The sequence below is a fragment of the Pseudonocardia oroxyli genome (assembly GCF_900102195.1).
Taxonomy (GTDB): Bacteria; Actinomycetota; Actinomycetes; order Mycobacteriales; family Pseudonocardiaceae; genus Pseudonocardia; species Pseudonocardia oroxyli.
Genome location: NZ_FNBE01000002.1, coordinates 250,278 through 267,607 on the forward strand (window position 1 = coordinate 250,278; position 17,330 = coordinate 267,607).

Annotated in this window: 26 protein-coding genes; 14 read left to right on the forward strand and 12 right to left on the reverse strand. The window is 75.6% G+C overall.

The genetic code is table 11. The features are described from left to right. Positions 1-24: 24 nt before the first annotated feature. From BLS43_RS03785 to BLS43_RS03805, 5 genes are read left to right on the forward strand one after another with little or no spacing between them, the layout of a single operon-like run. A complete protein-coding gene (locus BLS43_RS03785; protein ID WP_176921156.1) occupies positions 25-252 on the forward strand; it encodes a hypothetical protein in 228 nt (75 codons plus the stop codon). Further along, positions 242-1,393, forward strand: coding sequence for a carboxylate-amine ligase (locus BLS43_RS03790; protein WP_093076731.1), 1,152 nt, complete (start codon positions 242-244; stop codon positions 1,391-1,393). The genes BLS43_RS03785 and BLS43_RS03790 overlap by 11 nt, the downstream gene beginning before the upstream one ends. Positions 1,394-1,423: 30 nt before the next feature. Continuing rightward, entirely contained in the window at positions 1,424-1,810 is a 387-nt protein-coding gene (locus tag BLS43_RS03795; RefSeq protein WP_093076734.1) for an ATP-binding protein, read from the forward strand. A 36-nt stretch (positions 1,811-1,846) separates the two neighbouring features. After that, the gene (locus BLS43_RS03800; protein WP_093076737.1) at positions 1,847-3,493 is read left to right on the forward strand and encodes a SulP family inorganic anion transporter; all 1,647 of its coding nucleotides are present in this window, start codon (positions 1,847-1,849) and stop codon (positions 3,491-3,493) included. Positions 3,494-3,507: 14 nt separating this feature from the next. After that, positions 3,508-3,885 carry a DUF1330 domain-containing protein gene (locus tag BLS43_RS03805; RefSeq protein WP_093076740.1) on the forward strand — a complete coding sequence of 126 codons (378 nt, stop codon included), beginning with the start codon at positions 3,508-3,510 and terminating at the stop codon, positions 3,883-3,885. 54 nt (positions 3,886-3,939) lie between these two features. On the opposite strand, the gene BLS43_RS03810 is transcribed toward BLS43_RS03805, so the two are convergent. The 12 genes from BLS43_RS03810 to BLS43_RS03860 all read right to left on the reverse strand — a co-directional run bounded on the left by BLS43_RS03810 (position 3,940) and on the right by BLS43_RS03860 (position 9,783). Further along, positions 3,940-4,698, reverse strand: coding sequence for an anti-sigma factor (locus BLS43_RS03810; RefSeq protein WP_093076743.1), 759 nt, complete (start codon positions 4,696-4,698; stop codon positions 3,940-3,942). Further along, entirely contained in the window at positions 4,695-5,309 is a 615-nt protein-coding gene (locus BLS43_RS03815) for a sigma-70 family RNA polymerase sigma factor (protein ID WP_093076746.1), read from the reverse strand. Before BLS43_RS03815 ends, BLS43_RS03810 begins: the two co-directional genes overlap by 4 nt. A gap of 36 nt (positions 5,310-5,345) precedes the next feature. Beyond that, positions 5,346-6,005 carry an anti-sigma factor family protein gene (locus BLS43_RS03820; RefSeq protein WP_093076749.1) on the reverse strand — a complete coding sequence of 220 codons (660 nt, stop codon included), beginning with the start codon at positions 6,003-6,005 and terminating at the stop codon, positions 5,346-5,348. After that, on the reverse strand, positions 6,002-6,571 hold the full coding sequence (locus BLS43_RS03825) for a sigma-70 family RNA polymerase sigma factor (RefSeq protein WP_093077451.1): 570 nt from the start codon (positions 6,569-6,571) through the stop codon (positions 6,002-6,004). Before BLS43_RS03825 ends, BLS43_RS03820 begins: the two co-directional genes overlap by 4 nt. Before the next feature lie 44 nt (positions 6,572-6,615). Continuing rightward, positions 6,616-7,167, reverse strand: coding sequence for a class F sortase (locus BLS43_RS03830; RefSeq protein WP_093076751.1), 552 nt, complete (start codon positions 7,165-7,167; stop codon positions 6,616-6,618). Continuing rightward, the gene (locus BLS43_RS03835) at positions 7,154-7,870 is read right to left on the reverse strand and encodes a CHRD domain-containing protein (protein ID WP_093076754.1); all 717 of its coding nucleotides are present in this window, start codon (positions 7,868-7,870) and stop codon (positions 7,154-7,156) included. Before BLS43_RS03835 ends, BLS43_RS03830 begins: the two co-directional genes overlap by 14 nt. 254 nt (positions 7,871-8,124) lie before the next feature. After that, positions 8,125-8,301: a zinc transporter Slc39a7 gene (locus BLS43_RS03840; protein WP_093076757.1), complete on the reverse strand. Its 177-nt coding sequence runs from the start codon at positions 8,299-8,301 to the stop codon at positions 8,125-8,127. A gap of 160 nt (positions 8,302-8,461) precedes the next feature. Next, positions 8,462-8,656 carry a hypothetical protein gene (locus BLS43_RS03845; protein ID WP_093076760.1) on the reverse strand — a complete coding sequence of 65 codons (195 nt, stop codon included), beginning with the start codon at positions 8,654-8,656 and terminating at the stop codon, positions 8,462-8,464. Positions 8,657-8,697: 41 nt separating this feature from the next. After that, positions 8,698-9,159: a hypothetical protein gene (locus BLS43_RS03850; protein WP_093076763.1), complete on the reverse strand. Its 462-nt coding sequence runs from the start codon at positions 9,157-9,159 to the stop codon at positions 8,698-8,700. A gap of 1 nt (position 9,160) precedes the next feature. Beyond that, positions 9,161-9,310: a hypothetical protein gene (locus BLS43_RS29805; protein ID WP_176921157.1), complete on the reverse strand. Its 150-nt coding sequence runs from the start codon at positions 9,308-9,310 to the stop codon at positions 9,161-9,163. After that, positions 9,280-9,498: a hypothetical protein gene (locus tag BLS43_RS03855; RefSeq protein ID WP_093076766.1), complete on the reverse strand. Its 219-nt coding sequence runs from the start codon at positions 9,496-9,498 to the stop codon at positions 9,280-9,282. The genes BLS43_RS29805 and BLS43_RS03855 overlap by 31 nt, the downstream gene beginning before the upstream one ends. Positions 9,499-9,594: 96 nt before the next feature. Next, positions 9,595-9,783, reverse strand: a complete 189-nt coding sequence (locus BLS43_RS03860) for a hypothetical protein (protein WP_093076769.1) — start codon at positions 9,781-9,783, stop codon at positions 9,595-9,597. 142 nt (positions 9,784-9,925) lie between these two features. Between BLS43_RS03860 and BLS43_RS03865 the strand changes: the two genes are divergently transcribed. From BLS43_RS03865 to BLS43_RS03905, 9 genes are all read left to right on the forward strand, one after another. Further along, positions 9,926-10,291 carry a hypothetical protein gene (locus BLS43_RS03865; protein WP_093076772.1) on the forward strand — a complete coding sequence of 122 codons (366 nt, stop codon included), beginning with the start codon at positions 9,926-9,928 and terminating at the stop codon, positions 10,289-10,291. Continuing rightward, entirely contained in the window at positions 10,291-11,271 is a 981-nt protein-coding gene (locus BLS43_RS03870; RefSeq protein WP_218129699.1) for an SDR family NAD(P)-dependent oxidoreductase, read from the forward strand. The genes BLS43_RS03865 and BLS43_RS03870 overlap by 1 nt, the downstream gene beginning before the upstream one ends. A gap of 8 nt (positions 11,272-11,279) precedes the next feature. Then, positions 11,280-12,620, forward strand: a complete 1,341-nt coding sequence (locus tag BLS43_RS03875; protein ID WP_093076775.1) for a cytochrome P450 — start codon at positions 11,280-11,282, stop codon at positions 12,618-12,620. After that, positions 12,617-13,054 carry an SRPBCC family protein gene (locus BLS43_RS03880; RefSeq protein WP_093076778.1) on the forward strand — a complete coding sequence of 146 codons (438 nt, stop codon included), beginning with the start codon at positions 12,617-12,619 and terminating at the stop codon, positions 13,052-13,054. Before BLS43_RS03875 ends, BLS43_RS03880 begins: the two co-directional genes overlap by 4 nt. Beyond that, positions 13,051-14,649, forward strand: a complete 1,599-nt coding sequence (locus tag BLS43_RS03885; protein WP_093076781.1) for a phytoene desaturase family protein — start codon at positions 13,051-13,053, stop codon at positions 14,647-14,649. The genes BLS43_RS03880 and BLS43_RS03885 overlap by 4 nt, the downstream gene beginning before the upstream one ends. 171 nt (positions 14,650-14,820) lie before the next feature. Beyond that, positions 14,821-15,330 carry an SDR family NAD(P)-dependent oxidoreductase gene (locus BLS43_RS03890; protein WP_218129700.1) on the forward strand — a complete coding sequence of 170 codons (510 nt, stop codon included), beginning with the start codon at positions 14,821-14,823 and terminating at the stop codon, positions 15,328-15,330. Positions 15,331-15,433: 103 nt separating this feature from the next. Beyond that, positions 15,434-16,153 (forward strand): GAF and ANTAR domain-containing protein, encoded by a 720-nt coding sequence (locus tag BLS43_RS03895; RefSeq protein ID WP_093076784.1) that lies wholly within the window; start codon positions 15,434-15,436, stop codon positions 16,151-16,153. 85 nt (positions 16,154-16,238) lie between these two features. Beyond that, complete coding sequence (locus BLS43_RS03900) at positions 16,239-16,460, forward strand: hypothetical protein (protein WP_093076786.1); 222 nt, start codon at positions 16,239-16,241, stop codon at positions 16,458-16,460. A 116-nt stretch (positions 16,461-16,576) separates the two neighbouring features. Continuing rightward, the gene (locus BLS43_RS03905; RefSeq protein WP_143029931.1) at positions 16,577-17,323 is read left to right on the forward strand and encodes a GAF and ANTAR domain-containing protein; all 747 of its coding nucleotides are present in this window, start codon (positions 16,577-16,579) and stop codon (positions 17,321-17,323) included. Positions 17,324-17,330: the final 7 nt, after the last annotated feature.

Consider the following 17,330-nt stretch of genomic DNA (forward strand, 5'->3'; position numbering starts at 1 on the left):
CCGGCGGACCGGGAACCTACCGGCGTGACCATCGGAACTCTGCTGCATCGCGTCGGGGTGCGGTCCGTGCACCTGCAGGCGGCCTCGCTCGGCTCGGTCGGGCTCTGCATCGGGCTGTGGGTGCGGGCCAAGACCGTCAGCCAGGAGGAGCGGGGGAACGCCGAGCGGCGGGCCCTGTTCGTCGGGCTCTGGCCCTCGACCATCTGGCTGATCGGGGAGTCGGTGCGGCAGGCGGAACACCATGGCCGGTGAGCCGCGCAGCGTGGGAGTGGAGGAGGAGTTCCTGCTCGTCGACCCCGCCGACGGGGCGGCGCGCGCGGTCGCGGCGACCGTCCTGCGGCTGCAGGACGGGGGGTCCGGCGCGGAGTCCTCGGACGGCTCCGGGCTGGAGGCGGAGCTCCACGCCGAGCAGCTCGAGACCGGGACCCGGCCCTGTGTCGCGCTCGCCGACCTCGCCGCCGAGCTCGAGCGCACCCGCGCGCAGGCGGCCCGCGCCGCGGCGCGCCGGGGCGCGGCCGTGGCACCGCTGGGCACCTACCCGCTGCCCGTCGAGCCCACGGCGTTCCCGAAGGAGCGCAACCTGCACGTCCTCGAACGGTTCGCGCTGACCGGTCGGGAGCAGCTGACCTGCGGCTGCCACGTGCACGTCGGGGTGGCGGACGCGGAGGAGGGCGTCGCCGTGCTGGACCGGATCCGGCCGTGGCTCGCCCCGCTGCTCGCGCTGTCGGCGAACTCGCCGTTCTGGGCGGGGGAGGCCTCGGGCTACGCGAGCTTCCGCAACCAGGTGTGGTCGCGATGGCCCTCGGCCGGGCCGTACGGGATCTTCGGGTCGGTGGCGGAGTACGAGCGGGTGACCGCGGCGATGCTCGACACCGAGACCCTCGTCGACGAGGGGATGCTCTACTTCGACGCCCGCCTGTCCGTGCGGCACCCCACGGTGGAGATCCGGGTGACGGACGTCTGCCGTGACCGGGAGGACGCCGTGCTGGTCGCCGCGTTGGCGCGGGGGCTCGTGGAGACGGCGGCGCGGGACTGGCGGGCGGGTCGGGCGCCGGATCCGGTGCGGACCGAGGAGCTGCGCCTGCACCTGTGGCGGGCGGCCCGCAGCGGCCTGGCGGGTGCGCTCGTCGACCCGGTCACCGGACGTCCGGCGCCCGCGGCGGCGGTCGTCGACCGGCTCGTCGCGCACGTGGCCGAGGCCCTGGACGCGGCCGGTGACCTGGCCGTGGTCCGCGAGCTGGTGGCGGCGCTGACCGCGCGGGGCACGGGGGCGGACCGGCAGCAGGCGGTGTACGCGCGGACCGGGGACCTGCGCGCCGTGATCACCGACTCGACCGTCGCGGCCGAATCCGATTGGACACGGTGCGTGACGGGTACCTCCGCTACGTCGTGAGGTCACTCGCCTGCCGCGGGAGGTCGTCCCATGGGTGTGCAGCCGGTCGTCCGACTGCGCCGCCGCTTCGCCAACCCGACCTGTCTGCCCGAGCTGCGACGGTGGCTGCGTGACGCGCTGCCCCCGGGCGATCTCGAGACGGACGCGCAGCTGGTCTGCACCGAGCTGGTGACCAACGCCCTCGAGCACGGCGCCCCGCCGTACGAGGTGCGCCTCGCGGTGGCGGGGCGGGCGACGGTGCGGGTCGAGGTGGACGACGCGGACGGGGCCGCCGCGGTGACCGTCGGGCGGTCGCGGCTGGGGCGGCTGCGTGGGCGCGGCCTCACCCTGGTCGAGGCGTTGGCCTCCTGGGGGATCGTGCGCGACCCGGCGGACGGCAAGACGGTGTGGGCCCAGCTGCCGGTGGCGGCCGCCTGAGTACTCTCCCCTCGCCGGGCGGGAGGGGGTCGTCGGTTGCGCTGGATCGGCCGTGGGCTCGACCTCCGCCGTGCCCGGCTGCTGCCCGACGCCGTCGCCGGGGCCTCCCTCGCCGCGCTGGCCGTGCCCGAGGTGCTGGGGTACGCGCGGATCGCGGGGATGCCGGTCGAGACGGGCCTGTACACGCTGCTCGCGCCCGCGGTCGTGTTCGCCCTGCTCGGGGCCTCGCGCCACCTCGTCGTCGGCGCCGACTCGGCCACCGCGGCCATGCTCGCGGCGGGCCTGGTCGGGCTGGCCGCGGTCGGCAGCGACCGCTGGGTCGCCCTCGCGGGCACCACGGCACTGGTGGTCGCCGTGCTGCTGGTCCTCGCCCGGGTCGTCCGCCTCGGGGCGCTGGCGAACTTCCTGTCCCGCACCGTGCTGGTCGGGTTCCTGACCGGGGTGGGGCTCTCCGTCGCGGTGGGGCAGCTCGGGGAGATGCTCGGCCTGGAGATCGCCGCGCGCGAGGTGCCGGCGCGGGTGGTCGAGATCGGGCGCCGGATCGCCGAGGCCGACGGGGTCGCCCTCGGCGTCGCCGCCGCCGTGGTCGTGCTGGTCCTGGTGCTGCGGCGGGTCGATCGCCGGATCCCCGGCGCGTTGGTCGCGGTCGTCGCCGCCATCGTCGTGTCGGCCACGGTGGGGCTGGACGTGCCGCACGTCGGGCCGGTCCCGGCCGGGCTGCCGGTGCTCGTGCTGCCCGCGCTGTCGCTGGACGACGTGCGGGCCGTGTTCCCCGTCGCGCTGTCGATGATCGTGGTCATCCTGGCCCAGAGCGCCGCGACCGCGCGGTCCTACGCCGCCCGGGACGGCGAGGCCGCGGACATCGACCAGGACGTCGTCGGGCTGGCCGGGGCGAACCTCGCCGCCGCGTTCACCGGCACGTTCGTGGTCAACGGCAGCCCCACCAAGACCCAGCTGGTGGCCTCCGCGGGCGGGCGCAGCCAGCTGGCCCAGCTCAGCGCCGCCGTCGTCACGGTGGTCGTGGTGCTGTTCCTGACCCCGCCGCTGGAGATCCTGCCGCTCGCCGCGCTCGCGGCCGTGGTGTTCGTGATCGGGATCGAGCTCGTGGACCTGGCAGGCCTGCGTCGGCTGTGGCGGGTCCGGCGCGCGGAGTTCGCGCTGGCCGTGGCCACCGCCGCCGCGGTCGTCGGGCTCGGGGTGCAGACCGGGATCCTCGTGGCCGTCGCGCTGTCCATCGCCGACCACCTGCGGCACAGCTACTCGCCACACTCCAGCGTGCTGCGCAAGTCCCCGGCCGGGCACTGGGAGTCCCTCGCCGTGACGCCCGGCGCCCGCACCGCGCCCGGACTGGTGGTCTACCGCTTCGGCAGCGGCCTCTACTTCGCCAACGCCTCCCGCCTCGTCGAGGACGTCACCACGCTGACCGGGAGCGGTCCGCCGCTGCGCTGGTTCTGCCTCGACGCCGCCGCGATCGGGGACGTCGACTACACCGCGGGCGCCGTCCTCGACCAGGTCCGCGCCCGCCTGCGGGCGGCCGGGATCCGGCTGGTGCTGTCCAACGTCATCCCGCCCGTCGCGGACCTGCTGCAGCGCTACGGCATCATCGACGCGCTCGAACCGGGCAGCGTGTTCGCCACGTCCGGCGAGGCCCTCGACGCCCTCGACGCCCCGGCCGCCGAGTAGGCAGACTGCGCGGCATGGCGATCGACCCCACCGGCGCGGATCTCAAGGCCTACCTCTCCGTCGACCCGGACGAGCCCGTGACGATGCTGAACCTGCTGCGCTTCGTCGAGGGCGGCCGGGCCCGCTACGACGAGTACATCGCGCACTTCCGGCGGACGTCCGGCCGGTTCGGCGCCGAGGTCGTCTACTACGGCTACGGCGGCGCCCCGGTCGTCGCGGAGGACGGGCAGGCGTGGGACGCGGTGCTGCTGGTGCGCTACCCCAGCAGGCGCGCCTTCTCGGACATGGTGCGGGACCCCGAGTACCAGAAGGGCACCCACCTGCGCACGGAAGCGCTGGTCGAGGCCCTCCTGCAACCGACGACCCCCACCGAACGCATTATGGAACCATAATGCCGTTTTCGGGGCCCGAAACCGACATCATGGTTCCATAATGCGGCTGTGGGCTCAGACCTGCCCGCTCGCGACGACGCGGCTCGGTGTGGTCGGGGCGGCGCGGCCCGGTTCCAGGGACACCGCGTAGCCGACGGCGCCCGGGTCCGCGGCCAGCGTGACGACCTGGGTGCCTGCCGAGCGGGCGTCGAACGTCCCCAGGGGGCGCGGTTGCCCCGAGCCGATGCCCCACAGCACGTACACCGAGTTCGTGGCGTCGTTCGCGGGCAGCGCGGCGACGACCAGGCGGGTGGTCCCGTCGCCCGCGACGACCGCCGCGACCGCGGTGCCCGCCTCGTCGTGCAGCGTCGAGCGCGCGTCACCCGGCGTGGCGACGGCGGCGACGGCCCGGTCGAGCGTCGAACCGGTCCGGTCCACCGCGGCGCCCGCCAGTCCGCCCACGGCGATCGCGCAGGCCACGGCCAGGACGGTCCCGACGAGTCGGCGCGGGCGGCGCGGCCGGCGCCGCGCGACCCCGTGGCGGGGGAGGACCGTCGGCCGGACCGGCCGGACCGGTGGGTGCGGGCGGGGACCCGCCGTGGTCGGCGGCGCCGCCCGGTCCAGGATCCGGGCCCGCAGGTCGGCGGGCGGGCGTGCCTCGGGGATGGCGCGCCCGAGCGCGGCCAGCAGGGACTGGTAGTCGGGCAGCGCGGCGGTGCACTCGGCGCACCCCGCGACGTGGTGCTGGACGGCCAGCTCGTCCGCGGGCTCCAGGGCGTGCAGCGCGAAACCGACGAGCTCGCGGCTCATCGGGCACGGCGTGGTGGTCCTCATCGGAGGTCCCCCTCGGCGAGCACCGGGCCGAGCGCGGTCCGCAACCGGGCCAGCCCGGCGAACATCCGGGACTTCACCGTGCCCAGCGGGCTGTCGGTCAGCGAGGCGACCTCGCGCTGGGTGTAGCCGCCGAAGTAGGCCAGGGAGAGCGCGTGGCGCTGCTCCTCGGGCAGGGCGGCCAGGGCCCGCCGCACCGCCGCCGCGGTGACCGAGGCGAGCGCCGCGCCGTCCGCGCCGGGTGCGGCGGGGAGGGGCTGCTGCTCGTCGAGGGTGGTGGTGCGGCGGCGGACCCCCTCCTCGCGCCGGACGAGATCGACGGCCTTGTGGTGCACGAGGGTCATCACCCAGGTCCCCACTCGTCCCCGGGTGGCGTCGAACCGCGCGGCGCCCCGCCAGACGGCGAGGAACGCCTCCTGGACGGCGTCCTCGGCGTGGGCGTCGTCGGCGCAGATCCGCCGGGCCAGGGCCCAGGCCTGGCGGCCGTAGCGGTCGTAGAGGCCGGCGAGCGCGCTCCGGTCGCCCGCGGCCAGGGCGTCGAGGAGGTCCTCCTCGGTGAGCGGGCCGGGACCCGCGCTCACCCCGGGCGGCGCCGCGGGTTCAGGTCGGTACACAGCTCTGTGTTCGGAGCCGGCCCGCCCGCGGTTCACTCACAGCTCGCCGTGGACGACGACGCGGCCGTCGGGGTCGAGGACGTCGAACCCGGCGGCCTGGGCCCGCAGGACCGAGGTGTTCAGGTTGCACACCATCGGGTCCGCCCCGGTGCCGAGGAACTCGCCCGCGCCGACGGTGCGGCCCGCGTCGTCGATGACGACGACCCGGTAGGGGGTGCCCGCGGTGAACCCGTCGGCGTCGAGGGTGATCTCGATGCCCCAGGTGTGCGGGATCACCGTGGCCGAGGCCTGGACCCCGCCCGCGAGGGTGCGCACGGCGACGGCCTCGCGGGGCGCGTCCGGCCCGGTTCCGGCGATGAACCCGACGCCCCCGCCGACGAGCGCCGCGACCACCACGGCGGCCGCGACGAGCAGCGGGGCCCGGCGCCGCGGCGGCGCGGCGGCCGGGCGGGGGGTGCGGCGGACCTCGTCGAGGACCCGTTCGATCAGGAACGGCGGCGGGGCCGGGGCGTGGGCGAGGTCCTGGGGGGCGACACCGGCGAGCGCGTCCGCGACCGGGCGCAGGTCGTCCAGCTCGGCGCGGCAGTCGGGGCAGCCGTCCAGGTGGGCGCCCAGCGCCGTCTCCTCCGGTGCGGTCAGCCCGCCGAGGAGGTACGCGCCGAGCTGTTCGCGGATCGTGCGGTGGCTGTCGTTCACCGCTCCACCCCCATCTCGTCCATGGCCAGGCGCAGGGCCTTCAGGCCGTAGAAGATCCTGCTGCGCAGGGTGCCGATCGGAATGCCGAGCTCGGCGGCCACCTCGGCGTGGGGACGGCCGCGCAGGTGGGTCTGGGCGATCGCGTCCCGGTGCTCGGGGCGGATGCGGCGCAGCGCCTCCTCGACGACCCAGGTGTCGACGACCGCCCGGTCCAGCCCGTCGGTGACCGGGGCGGTGGGGGAGTCCTGGGGTGCGTCGGTCAGCGTCCGCCGCCAGGGGCGGGCGGCGACCCGGCGGGCCTCGTCGACCACGGCGTTGCGCGCGATCGAGAACAGCCACGAGCGCAGGCTCGCGATCTCCGGGTCGTAGGTGTCGGCGCGGCGCCACGCACGCAGGAACACCTCCTGCACCACCTCCTGCGCCGCGCCCTCGTCGCCCAGCTGCCGCAGCGCGAAGCGGTAGAGCTCCGCGCCGTAGGCGGTGTAGGCGCGGCGCAGCCCGACCTCGGTGTCGAGCGCTCCCGGTGCCGGGCCGGCGACCGGGGCCGCCCGTCGGACCACTCCCATGGACATCCCTCCGGGAGGACGTACGTGCGCGGGCGCCGGATCGTTCATCCGGTGCGCACGGCGTGGACCACGAGGTTGTCGGTGTAGCTGCGTGCGCCCCGGTCGAACGCGCCCGCGCAGGTGACCAGCCGCACGACGTCCTCGCCGGTCGCGCCGAACACCGCGAACGTCGGGAACGCGTCCTTGGCGACCTGCTCCACCCGCTCGACGGCGTAGACCGCGCGCTGTCCGCCGCGCTCGACCTCCACGCGGTCGCCCGCCGCCAGGTCGCGGAGGCGGTGGAAGACCGCCGGTCCGCTGCGGGAGTCGACGTGGCCGAGCAGGACCGTCGCCGCGCTGCGGCCGCCTCCGGCGAACCAGCCGACCCGCGCGTAGTCGGCGGGCACCTCGGCCGTCCCGTCCGGGGCCACGCCGAGGGGGATCGGCGCCGTGTCGATCCCGAGGGCCGGGATCCGCACGGCGGTGGGCGGGCCCGGCGGGCCGGTTCCCGTGCTCGCGGGCGGCCCCGACACCGCGGGCTGCGGTGTCGGGGCCGCGGAGCAGCCGACGGTCAGGAGCGCGGCGACCGCGAGCGGGACCAGGTCACGCCGACGCACGGCGGCGGAGCCAGACCGCCCCGCCTGCGCCGGCGGCCAGCACCGCGCCTGCCCCGAGCGCGATCGCAGCGGTCCCGGTGTCGGTCTCGGTCGCGGCGCCGCCCGCGCCCGTCGCGACCCCGCCCATGGGCACCTCGGTCAGCTGGCCGCGCACCGCACCCGCGGTGAACGTCGCGGTGTGGGTGTCGGTGAAGAACGCCGCCGGGTCGGCCTCGATCCGGTCGAGGGTGAACCCGGTGCCGGTGTCCTGGCCGTTCGCCATGACGCCCGTGGTGAACGGTCCCTGCAGGCAGCCCGCGCTGCGCAGGGTGCCGTCCCCCGCGTCCTCGGGGTTGGGGAAGGCGATGCGCGGCGGACCCGCGGACCCGGCGTCCCCCTCGTGGATGTGCGTCGCCGTGCGGGCGGGGCTCTGGTAGGGCGGGGTGACGCCGTCGAGGGTGATGTCGTAGCAGATCACCTCGAGCTCGCTGTTGAGCCGGTAGTGGAAGGTCCCGGTCGCGCCGGGCTCGCCCGGCGTGGCGACGCCGTCGTTGTTCACGACCATGTCCGGGGTGGCCATCGCGGTGAACATGCTGGTGAACTCGGCGGGCTCGGCCACCTCGCCGTCCTGGGCGCTCGCGGTGCCCGCCCCGAAGGCGGCCAGGCCTGCGACCACGGCGGCCACCGTGGCGGCCCGCAGGGTGCGGTGCAGAACGCTCGTCATGGGTGTCTCCCTCAGCTCGTCCATCCGATTTGTCGGATATACGAAGCCGACGGCGGTCGCGTTCACCGCGGGGAGCGGCCGATCGGTTGCACTCCATGCCGGCAACCGACCGGCCGCAGCGCCGTCACAGGAGACCGAAGGCCCACACCCGAGGACTCACCGCGAGAACGCATCGTTCGAGCCCGGTGTCACTCGCGACTCACCGGTCCAACGACCGCGCACCCGGGGTGGTGACGGGTGGTGACCGGTGCTGTCTAGTGCGCGTGCTCGTGGACCTGCTCGGCCGCGGCGTCGTGCGCGTGGGTGTGCTCGTGGGAGTCGCCGTCGTGGCTGTGGGTGTGGCTGTGCTCGACGTGCTGGTGCTCGTGCGCCCCGTGCTCGTGGGTGTGCGCGGTGTCGCCGTGGCTGTGCTCGTGGGTGTGAACGCTCATGACGGCAGACGGTAGGCCCCGCGGCGCCCCGGCGGAACGGGTTCGGCGCTCTCCCCAGGACATTCCTGTTGCCGCGTCGTTGCAGGTGAGAGGCCCTCTCCCCTGGCCGTGAGCGGCGATAGTCGCCCTGGCGACGATCGCCGCTCACAGTCGTGGATCGTCAGCGCAGGTCGTAGCGGTCCAGGTCCATGACCTTCACCCACGCGGCGACGAAGTCGCGGACGAACCGCTCCGTGGCGTCGTCGGCGGAGTAGACCTCGACCATCCCGCGCAGGATCGAGTTCGAACCGAACACGAGATCGACGGCCGTGGCGGTGCGCACGACGGTGCCCTGGGCGTCCCGCGCCTCGTACACGCCCTCCTCGTCGCGCGCGGTGCCCCACTCGACGTCGAGGTTCAGCAGTGTCCGGAAGATGTCGTGCGCCGTCGAGACCGGAGGGGGGCGAAGCGCTGGGCGCCCTCGCCCGCGCCCCCGCGGCCGTCGAGCTGGCGGTAGGTGCCGGCGGCGTGCCAGGACATGCGGATGAACAGCGGGCCGTAGTGGCCCCAGTCGGCGGGCCACCAGTCCTGCGAGGTGCGCATGACCGAGACGATGTCGGCCTTGACGGCGTCGAAGTCCAGCTGCGCGACGGCCTTCTTGTAGTCGAAGTCGGCGCCCAGCAGGTCGGGGTCCGGCGAGGTCCGGGTGAGGACGGACAGCTCGACCTGGTCCGGCCACCAGTCGCGGTTGCTGCGCGGCCGGTGCTCCGGGTGGAACGTGGGGCCCGCCAGCGCCGGGTTCTCGCTCTCGCTGCGGCTCGCGGTGGTGTCGGTGCCCTGCGGGCTCGCGGTCTCGTCTCGGGGTTTCGGGTCGGTCACGTCAGCCCTCTCTCGGTGTCGGGGGGTTCGCTCGCACCGCGGCGAGCACGGCCTTGCGCGGCGCGGTCACGCGCAGGCCCGCGCCGCGGAGGAGGGCGGTGTCGTCCACGAGGTCGTCGGTCAGGGCGGGTTCGGGCCGCGCAGCCACCACGTCCACACCCATCCGCTCGTCATCGCCACCGTCGCCGCCGTCGCCACCGCGGGGCTCGCGGAGGCGAAGCCCACCAGCAGGCCCAGCACGCCCACCCCGAGCAGGACCGCGGCGGCGAGCCGTCGGCGCCGGTGGGCGGCGACGGCATCGCTCGGGACGTCGGCGGCGGTTCTCCGATCTCCGACCACGACACCTCCCGAGGGCCGCCGGCGACGACCGTCGAGCGGCACGGGGGACTGCTGCCCGGTTCTGCGGCGCCCAAACCTTGAACGCTCCGGAAAGTCCTACCGGACCTCGTCGTCGGGGAGGTGGCCCCGGGCGGCGGGCACGTCCACCTGCGGCCCGCCCGGTACCTCGGCCATGGGCTCGACGCCATCCGCCTGGTCGTCGGGGATCGACTCGCGCGGGGCGGCCTCGGGGCGGGGGGTCTCGTCGTCGCGGTTCTCGTCGCGGTTCTCGCCGTCTCGGGTCATGGCGCAGGGCTACCCGGGCAGCCCTGGTTCACCCGCTCGCGGATCGCGTCGGTGTGATCGTCGGGTGCCGGGGTAGCCGGACGGGGAGCCCGCGTGAAAACGCCGCCCGGGACCCTCGACCCCGGATGCCGGAGGACCTGCCATGACCGTCTCCCCGCTCGCCCCCTCCCTCTCCGTCCGCACCGTGGACCCCTCGACGTACGTGATCGGGGTGACCGGTGACCTCGACGCCGTGACGGTGGTCCGGCTCCTGCGGCTGCTCGACGCCCGCCTGGCCCTGCCGTCGACCGGGCGACCGACGACCGACGCGGTGCACCTCGACCTGACCCGGGCCGAGCGGGTCGCCCCGGGCGCCCTGGTCGCGCTCAAGCACGCCCGCCACTCCTGCGCCCGACGCCGGGTGGAGCTCACCCTCGTCGTCGACGACGACCTCGCCGACCGGGTGGCGCCGCGCGACCGCGCCGAGCTGGGCCGACACCGGCTGTCGAGCGAGTGGCGGGCCCCGTGATGCGGGGCATCCAGCTCGCCGGTGGCGTCGTGGTCGTGACCGGCGCGACGAGCGGGATCGGCCGGGCCACCGCGCTGCGCCTGGTCGCGGAGGGGGCGACGGTCGTGGGGGTGGCCCGCGACGAGGCCGCTCTCGCCGAGCTCGACGGGGTCGTGGGTCTGCCCGCGGACGTCACCGACGCCGACGCCGTGGAGCGGGTGGCCGCCGAGACGATCAGTCGGTTCGGCCGGATCGACGGGTGGGTCAACTGTGCGGGGGTCATCACGTTCGGCCGGTTCTGCGACGTCCCGCTCGCCGAGCACCGGCGCGTCCTGGACGTCGATCTGATGGGCGCGGTGCACGGCTGCCGGGCGGCGCTGCCCGGGATGCTGGTGCACGGGCGCGGCGTGATCGTCAACGTGTCCTCGATCCTCGGCGTGGTCGCCCTGCCCTACGGCGCGGCCTACTCGATGGCGAAGTTCGGGTTGCGCGGCCTGGGGGTGAGCCTGCGCCAGGAGCTGCGCACCTCCGGGGTGTCCGGGGTGGACGTGGCCACGGTGCTGCCGGGTGCGGTCGACACACCGATCTGGCGGGTCGGGGGCAACCGGAGCGGCCGGGCGCCGCGGGTGGCCCCGCCGACCTACGACCCGGAGCGGGTGTCGCGGATCGTGGTCGGCCGGTTGCGCAGGCCTCGGCGCGAGGTCGTGGCGGGCGGTCCGCTGACCTCGATGCTGCTGGTCGTGCACAAGGTCGTGCCCGGTCTGGCCGAGCGGGTGCTGGCCGAGGAGGTCGCCCGCTACGCCCTGGGAGGCGACGCCGCGCCGCCGACGTCGGGCAACCTGCACCGGGTCCCCGAGGGGCCGCGGCGCGTGCCCGACGGCTGGAACGGGGCCGGGCGGGAGCGGACGAGGCGGCTCGCCGCGGTGGTGGGCACGGTGGGTGCCGCGGTGGGTGCCGTGGCGGCGGCCGCAGCGACGTTCGGCGCTGGGCGTCGGGGGTAGCCGCCCTCATGACCCGTGTCGCGAACCCTGGAGACCCGACCCTCAGCCCGGCCGACACCGCCCGCGTCCTGGGCCTGGCGCTCGCCCCGATCGTGGCCCAGGGGGTGATCGCCCGGCGGCCCGCGGTCGTGCGGATCGCGGGCGGGCTCGACACGGACGGTCGCGGGGTGCGGGAGCTGCAGCGCGTCCGGGAGCGGTACGGGCCCGGCCCGGTCCGGGTGCCGCTGCCGGGCCGCCGGCTGGCGCTGGTCCTGGACCCCGACGACGTCGAACGGGTCCTCGACGAGACACCGGTGCCGTTCGCCCCGGCCAACCGGGAGAAGAAGGCCGCCCTCGGTCAGTTCCAGCCGCACGGCACGCTGGTCTCGCACGGCGAGCTGCGGGCACAGCGGCGCCGCTTCACCGAGGCCGTGCTGGACACCGGGCAGCCGATGCACCCCTTCGCCGCGCGGATGACCGAGGTGATCCGCGCCGAGATGACCGAACCGATCGCCGTCGCGGCAGGCACGGGCACCCTGGACTGGCCGCCCTTCGCGCGGGCGTGGTGGCGCGTCGTCCGGCGGATCGTCCTGGGTGAGGGCGCCCGGGACGACCACGCCCTGACCGACGACCTCACCCGGCTCCGCCAGGCGGGCAACTGGTCGTACCTGGCCCCGCGGCAACGGAGGCGGCGGGACCGGTTCCGCGCGGCCCTGGCCGCGCACCTGGAGCGCGCCGAACCCGGCAGCCTGGCCGAGCTCGTCGCCCGGATGCCTGCCGAGCCCGGGGTGGATCGGGTGGACCAGGTCCCCCAGTGGCTGTTCGCCTTCGACCCGGCGGGCGCGGTCACCCTGCGTGCGCTCGGTGCGCTGGCCGCCCGACCCGCGGAGCTCGGCCGGGCCCGCGGGGAGCTGGACGGCCTCGACCTGGCCCGCCCCCAGGAGCTCGCCCGGCTGCGGGCGGTCGTCCTGGAGTCGGTCCGGCTCTGGCCGACGACCCCGCTGCTGCTGCGCGACACCACCACCGAGACCGACTGGCGCACCGGGACCCTGCCCGCGGGGACCGGACTGCTGATCCCCGCCTGGTACCTGCACCGCGACACCGCTCGGGACCCCGAGGCCGACGAGCTGCGTCCCGACCGGTGGCTCGACGGCGCCGCGTCCGCGGACCGCGCGCTCGTGCCGTTCAGCGGCGGGCCGGGGGTGTGCCCCGGCCGCGAACTCGTCCTGTTCACGGCGAGCACGGCGCTGGCGGCCCTGCTCGAGCAGCTCGACGTCGGGCTGCCGCTGGACTCCCCGCTCGCCGTCGGAGAACCGTTGCCCGCCGGGCTCGATCCCTACCACCTGCGACTGGAGGCGTCGAAGCGATGAGTGTCCGAGTGGAACGCCGGATCCCCGCGGCGCCGGAGCGGGTGTTCGCCGTGCTCGCCGACGGCTGGAGCTACCCGCTGTGGGTCGTGGGCGCGACCCACATGCGAGACGTCGACGAGACCTTCCCCGCCGTCGGGTCGCGGCTGCACCACAGCGTGGGGTCGTGGCCGCTCCAGATCGAGGACGACACCGAGGTCCTCGCGTGCACGCCGGCTGAGCTGCTGGAGCTGCGCGGGTACGCCTGGCCCGCGGGCGCGGCCCGGATCCGGATCGAGGTGCGGCCGGACGCGGCCGGCAGCCTCGTCGTCATGACCGAGAACGCCGAACGGGGTCCGGCCCGACTGATTCCGGGGGTGGTGCAGCAGGCGCTGCTGGTGCCGCGCAACCGCGAGTCCCTCGCCCGGCTCGCCGCCGTCGTCTGTGAGCGGGGATGACGGCCGAGAGCGTCGACGCGGTCGTGGTCGGGGCCGGGCACAACGGGCTGGTCGCGGCCAACCTGCTCGCCGACGCCGGCTGGGAGGTGCTCGTCTGCGAGGCCACCGACAGCCCGGGCGGCGCGGTCCGCAGCGCCGAGATCACCGCGCCCGGCTTCCAGAACGACCTGTTCAGCGCGTTCTACCCGCTCGCGGCCGCCTCACCGGTGCTGGCCGGGCTCGACCTCCCGGCGCACGGCCTGCGGTGGCGCCACGCCCCGGCGGTGCTCGCCCACGTGACCCCGGACGACCGGTGCACCGTGCTGCACCGCGACCCGGCCCGCACCGCGGCGGACCTGGACGCCGCCGCCCCGGGCGACGGGGAGGCGTGGCTGGCGCTCGTCGCGCAGTGGCAGCGGATCCGCGACCCCCTGCTGGAGACCGTCCTGCGGCCGTTCCCGCCCTTGCGCGGTGCACCGCGGCTGCTCCGGGCGCTCGGTGCGGCCGAGGGCCTGCGGTTCGCGCGGATGGTGGTGCAACCGGTGCGCGGGTTCGCCCGCGAGCACTTCCGCGGCGAGGGGGCCGGGTTGCTCCTGGCCGGCAACGCCCTGCACACCGACCTGGGGCCGGACGCGGCGGGCAGCGCGGTGTTCGGATGGCTGCTGAGCATGCTCGGCCAGGACGTCGGGTTCCCGGTCCCGGAGGGCGGGGCGGGCAGGCTGACCGACGCGCTGGTGGCCCGGCTGCGCAGCCGCGGCGGCCGGCTCGACTGCGACCGCCCGGTGGGTTCGGTCGTGGTGCGAGACGGCCGGGCGCGCGGGGTGCGGGACGCCGAGGGGAACGTGGTCGTCGCCCGCCGTGCGGTGCTCGCCGACGTCGCCGCGCCCCTGCTGTACCGGGAGCTGGTGGGCGAGCAGCACCTCCCGGCACGGTTCGTGCGCGATCTCGTCGGGTTCGAGTGGGACACCGCGACCGTGAAGCTGGACTGGGCACTCGACGGGCCGGTCCCGTGGACCGCCGAGGGCGCCCGCGGCGCGGGCACCGTCCACCTGGGCGCGGACGCCGACGGGCTGCGCCGCTACACCGCCGACCTGACCGCCGATCGGCTCCCCGACGAGCCCTTCCTGCTCTTCGGGCAGATGACCACCGCGGACCCGAGCCGCTCGCCCGCGGGAACCGAGTCGGCGTGGGCGTACACGCACGTCCCGCGCGGGCTGGGCTGGACCGAGTCGGATCTGGCACGCCACGCCGACCGGATCGAGCAGACCGTGGAGCGGGTCGCCCCCGGCTTCCGGGCGCTGATCCGGGCCCGGCACGTCGCGGGGCCGCCGGACCTGCAGCGCCGCAACCCCAACCTCGTCGACGGCGCCATCAACGGCGGCACCGCCGCGGTGCACCAGCAGCTGGTGTTCCGGCCGGTCCCGGGCCTGGGTCGGGCGGACACCCCTGTCGACGGGCTGTTCCTGGCCGGTTCGTCGGCCCACCCCGGCGGGGCTGTACACGGCGGCGCCGGGGCCAACGCCGCGCGGGCGGCGCTCGCCGCGTCCGGGCTCGCCGGGCCGCTCTACCGGCGGGCCGTGCAGGCGGCCCACCGACGTCTCTACCGAGAGGACTGACGCCCATGGCGCCCGAACAGTTCACGCCGCAGGACTCCACCGAGCAGCACCTCCCCCGGGAGCGGCGACGAGACCGTCGAGCATCCCGGCCGCACCGACGAGCTCGACGTCCGCCCCGACCACGGCGAGCAGACCTACCGCGGGACCGGTCGTCTCGAGGGCAGGCGGGCCGTGCTCACCGGCGGGGACTCGGGCATCGGTCGGGCCGTCGCGATCGCCTTCGCCCGCGAGGGCACGGACGTCTTGATCACCCACCTGGCCGCGGAGAAGGCGGACGCCGACGAGACCGCGCGCTGGGTGCGCGCGGCCGGACGCACGGCCGTGCTGGTGGAGGCCGATCTCCGCGAGGAGTCGGTCTGCCGCGAGGTGGTCGAGCGTGCGGTGGGCGAGCTCGGCGGCCTCGACGTCCTGGTCAGCAACGCCGCCTTACCCGATGTCGCAGGACGGCGGCATCGACGACATCACCTCCGAGTGGTTCGACCGGGTGCTGAAGACGAACCTCTACCCGCTGTTCTGGCTGGACGAGAGGAAGCTCGAGTCGTTCGGGGCGCAGGCACCCCTGGGCCGGGCCGCGCAGCCGGTCGAGCTCGCCCCCCGTTCTCCGTGTTCCTCGCCTCCCAGGAGTCCGCCTACAGGACCGCGGAGGTCGTCGGGGTCACGGGCGGGTCGCCTATCACCTGAGACACCCCCGAATGGGTGAGCGACCCTCGGCCGTCCGCGTGGACCGGCACCGTCCGACGATTTGGTGACGTCAGGGTCGGCGGGGGGCGGCTACGGTCGGGCGATGGGAACGCACGCGAACGAGCACGGCCTCGCCGAGGTGTTCGCCTCCCTCGCCCGCGAGCTGCAGGCCGAGTCCGGACCGGAGGAGACCCAGACGCGGGTCACGAAGGCCGCCGTCGACGTCGTCGACGGGTGCGACCACGCCGCCATCTCGCTGGTCAGGCGCCGCGGCGGGATCGACACGGTCGCCGCGACGGACGACGTGGCCGTACAGGTCGACCGCATCCAGTACGCCGCGGGCGAGGGGCCTTGCCTGGGCGCCATCGCCGCGCACGAGGTGTTCCTCATCGAGGACCTCGCGACCGAGAGCCGATGGCCCGCCTTCAGTCGCCGGGCGTCCGACGAGACCGGGGTGCACAGCATGCTGTCGTTCCGGTTGTTCGTCCGCGAGGACACGATGGGGGCGCTGAACCTCTACTCCCGTGAGGTCGGGGCCTTCGGGCAGGACGATCACGCGGTCGGCGCGGTCCTCGCCGCGCACGCCGCCGTCGCCATGGACGCCGCGCGCGAACGCCGCCACGCCCAGGACCTCGACGAGGCCCTGCAGAGCAACCGGCGGATCGGGATGGCGATGGGGGTGCTGATGGGGCGCGGGCTGGTCACCGAGGAGCAGGCCTTCGACCTGCTCCGGCGGGCCTCGCAGTTCCTCAACGTCAAGCTCCGGGACATCGCCGAGCAGGTCATCGACACCGGAGACCTCCCGGCGCGACGCGCCCGGTAGCGCCTCGGGTTTGGCGGGTCGGCGCGCGGGTATTCCGCGCGCGTCGCGCGGTGTCTCGGCCCGTGCCCCGTCCCGAGGAGCCCGGATGACCAGCACGTTCCCCGCCGCTGAGGCCCCGGACGACCGGCGGATCCTGGGGCCTCGCCTCTCGGCGGGCGTGGTCGTCGTCCTGTCCGTCGCGGCGATCGTCGGGATCGGGCTGTCCGGTGGCGGCGCCCCGGCCGTGCCCACCGTGGACATGACGCCCGCGGTCGCCGTCCCGGCCCGGGCTCCCGTCCCGCTGTTCCCGTTCGAGGACGCGCGCTGACGCCTGCCGCCCCGGTCTCACGGACCGGACGGGCGACGTTAAGGTGGAGATCGGTTGAACCTCCAGCCGCGACCGGTTGGAGCCCTCGACCAGGGCGTGGGTGGAAAGGTCCCCGCGTGCCGCAGCACGATCATCCGTCCGTTCCCGAACGGACGGCGAACGACCGACGTCTGGTGTTCTCGGCGCTCGCCGAGTCGATGTCCGACACGACGAGTGTGGTGGAGATCCTGCGCCGCGTCCTCGGTGCGGCGAGCGCGCTGGTGCCGACGGCGGACCTCGTCGGCGTGTCCCTCGCCGACGCCGAGGGCGGATTCCACTCGCCCATCCGGGGCGATGCGCTCGTCACGCGCCTCGACGAGCTGCAGCTGCGGTTCGGGGAAGGTCCCTGCGTGGCGGCGACCCGGGCGACGGGGCCGGGCATCGTGTACTCCCCGGACGTGCGGGCCGACCCGCTGCTGGGCCGGTGGGGGTCCGCCGCGGCCCGGGCGGGGATCAACGCCGCCCTGGCCGTCGGTCTCTTCCCGCACAGCGCCCCGCCCCGGGCGGGTGCGTTGAGCTTCTACTCCCACCGCGCGCACGGACTGGACTCCGCCGACCGCGACGTCGCGGTGATCCTCGCCGCGCACGTCGGGGCCGCGCTGGTGATGGCCAGGGCGACCTCCGCCGCCGAGGCGAGATCGGCCCACCTGGAGACGGCGCTCGCGACCCGGGACGTCATCGGGCAGGCCAAGGGCATCCTGATGGAGCGGCAGGGCATCGGCGCCGACGAGGCCTTCGCGACGCTCCGCTCCGCCTCCCAGCGGATGAACGTCAAGCTCGCCGACGTCGCGCGGACGCTCGTGGACCGGCGCCGGGACCGCTGACCGACCT

What these genes read in the sequence shown, in the direction of transcription:
- BLS43_RS03790 (WP_093076731.1), top strand. Translation starts at nt 242, where the DNA reads ATGGCCGGTGAGCCGCGCAGCGTGGGAGTGGAGGAGGAGTTCCTGCTC.
- BLS43_RS03795 (WP_093076734.1), top strand. Translation starts at nt 1,424, where the DNA reads ATGGGTGTGCAGCCGGTCGTCCGACTGCGCCGCCGCTTCGCCAACCCG.
- BLS43_RS03805 (WP_093076740.1), top strand. Translation starts at nt 3,508, where the DNA reads ATGGCGATCGACCCCACCGGCGCGGATCTCAAGGCCTACCTCTCCGTC.
- BLS43_RS03810 (WP_093076743.1), bottom strand. Translation starts at nt 4,698, where the DNA reads ATGAGGACCACCACGCCGTGCCCGATGAGCCGCGAGCTCGTCGGTTTC.
- BLS43_RS03825 (WP_093077451.1), bottom strand. Translation starts at nt 6,571, where the DNA reads ATGGGAGTGGTCCGACGGGCGGCCCCGGTCGCCGGCCCGGCACCGGGA.
- BLS43_RS03835 (WP_093076754.1), bottom strand. Translation starts at nt 7,870, where the DNA reads ATGACGAGCGTTCTGCACCGCACCCTGCGGGCCGCCACGGTGGCCGCC.
- BLS43_RS03840 (WP_093076757.1), bottom strand. Translation starts at nt 8,301, where the DNA reads ATGAGCGTTCACACCCACGAGCACAGCCACGGCGACACCGCGCACACC.
- BLS43_RS03860 (WP_093076769.1), bottom strand. Translation starts at nt 9,783, where the DNA reads ATGACCCGAGACGGCGAGAACCGCGACGAGAACCGCGACGACGAGACC.
- BLS43_RS03865 (WP_093076772.1), top strand. Translation starts at nt 9,926, where the DNA reads ATGACCGTCTCCCCGCTCGCCCCCTCCCTCTCCGTCCGCACCGTGGAC.
- BLS43_RS03870 (WP_218129699.1), top strand. Translation starts at nt 10,291, where the DNA reads ATGCGGGGCATCCAGCTCGCCGGTGGCGTCGTGGTCGTGACCGGCGCG.
- BLS43_RS03875 (WP_093076775.1), top strand. Translation starts at nt 11,280, where the DNA reads ATGACCCGTGTCGCGAACCCTGGAGACCCGACCCTCAGCCCGGCCGAC.
- BLS43_RS03880 (WP_093076778.1), top strand. Translation starts at nt 12,617, where the DNA reads ATGAGTGTCCGAGTGGAACGCCGGATCCCCGCGGCGCCGGAGCGGGTG.
- BLS43_RS03885 (WP_093076781.1), top strand. Translation starts at nt 13,051, where the DNA reads ATGACGGCCGAGAGCGTCGACGCGGTCGTGGTCGGGGCCGGGCACAAC.
- BLS43_RS03895 (WP_093076784.1), top strand. Translation starts at nt 15,434, where the DNA reads ATGGGAACGCACGCGAACGAGCACGGCCTCGCCGAGGTGTTCGCCTCC.
- BLS43_RS03900 (WP_093076786.1), top strand. Translation starts at nt 16,239, where the DNA reads ATGACCAGCACGTTCCCCGCCGCTGAGGCCCCGGACGACCGGCGGATC.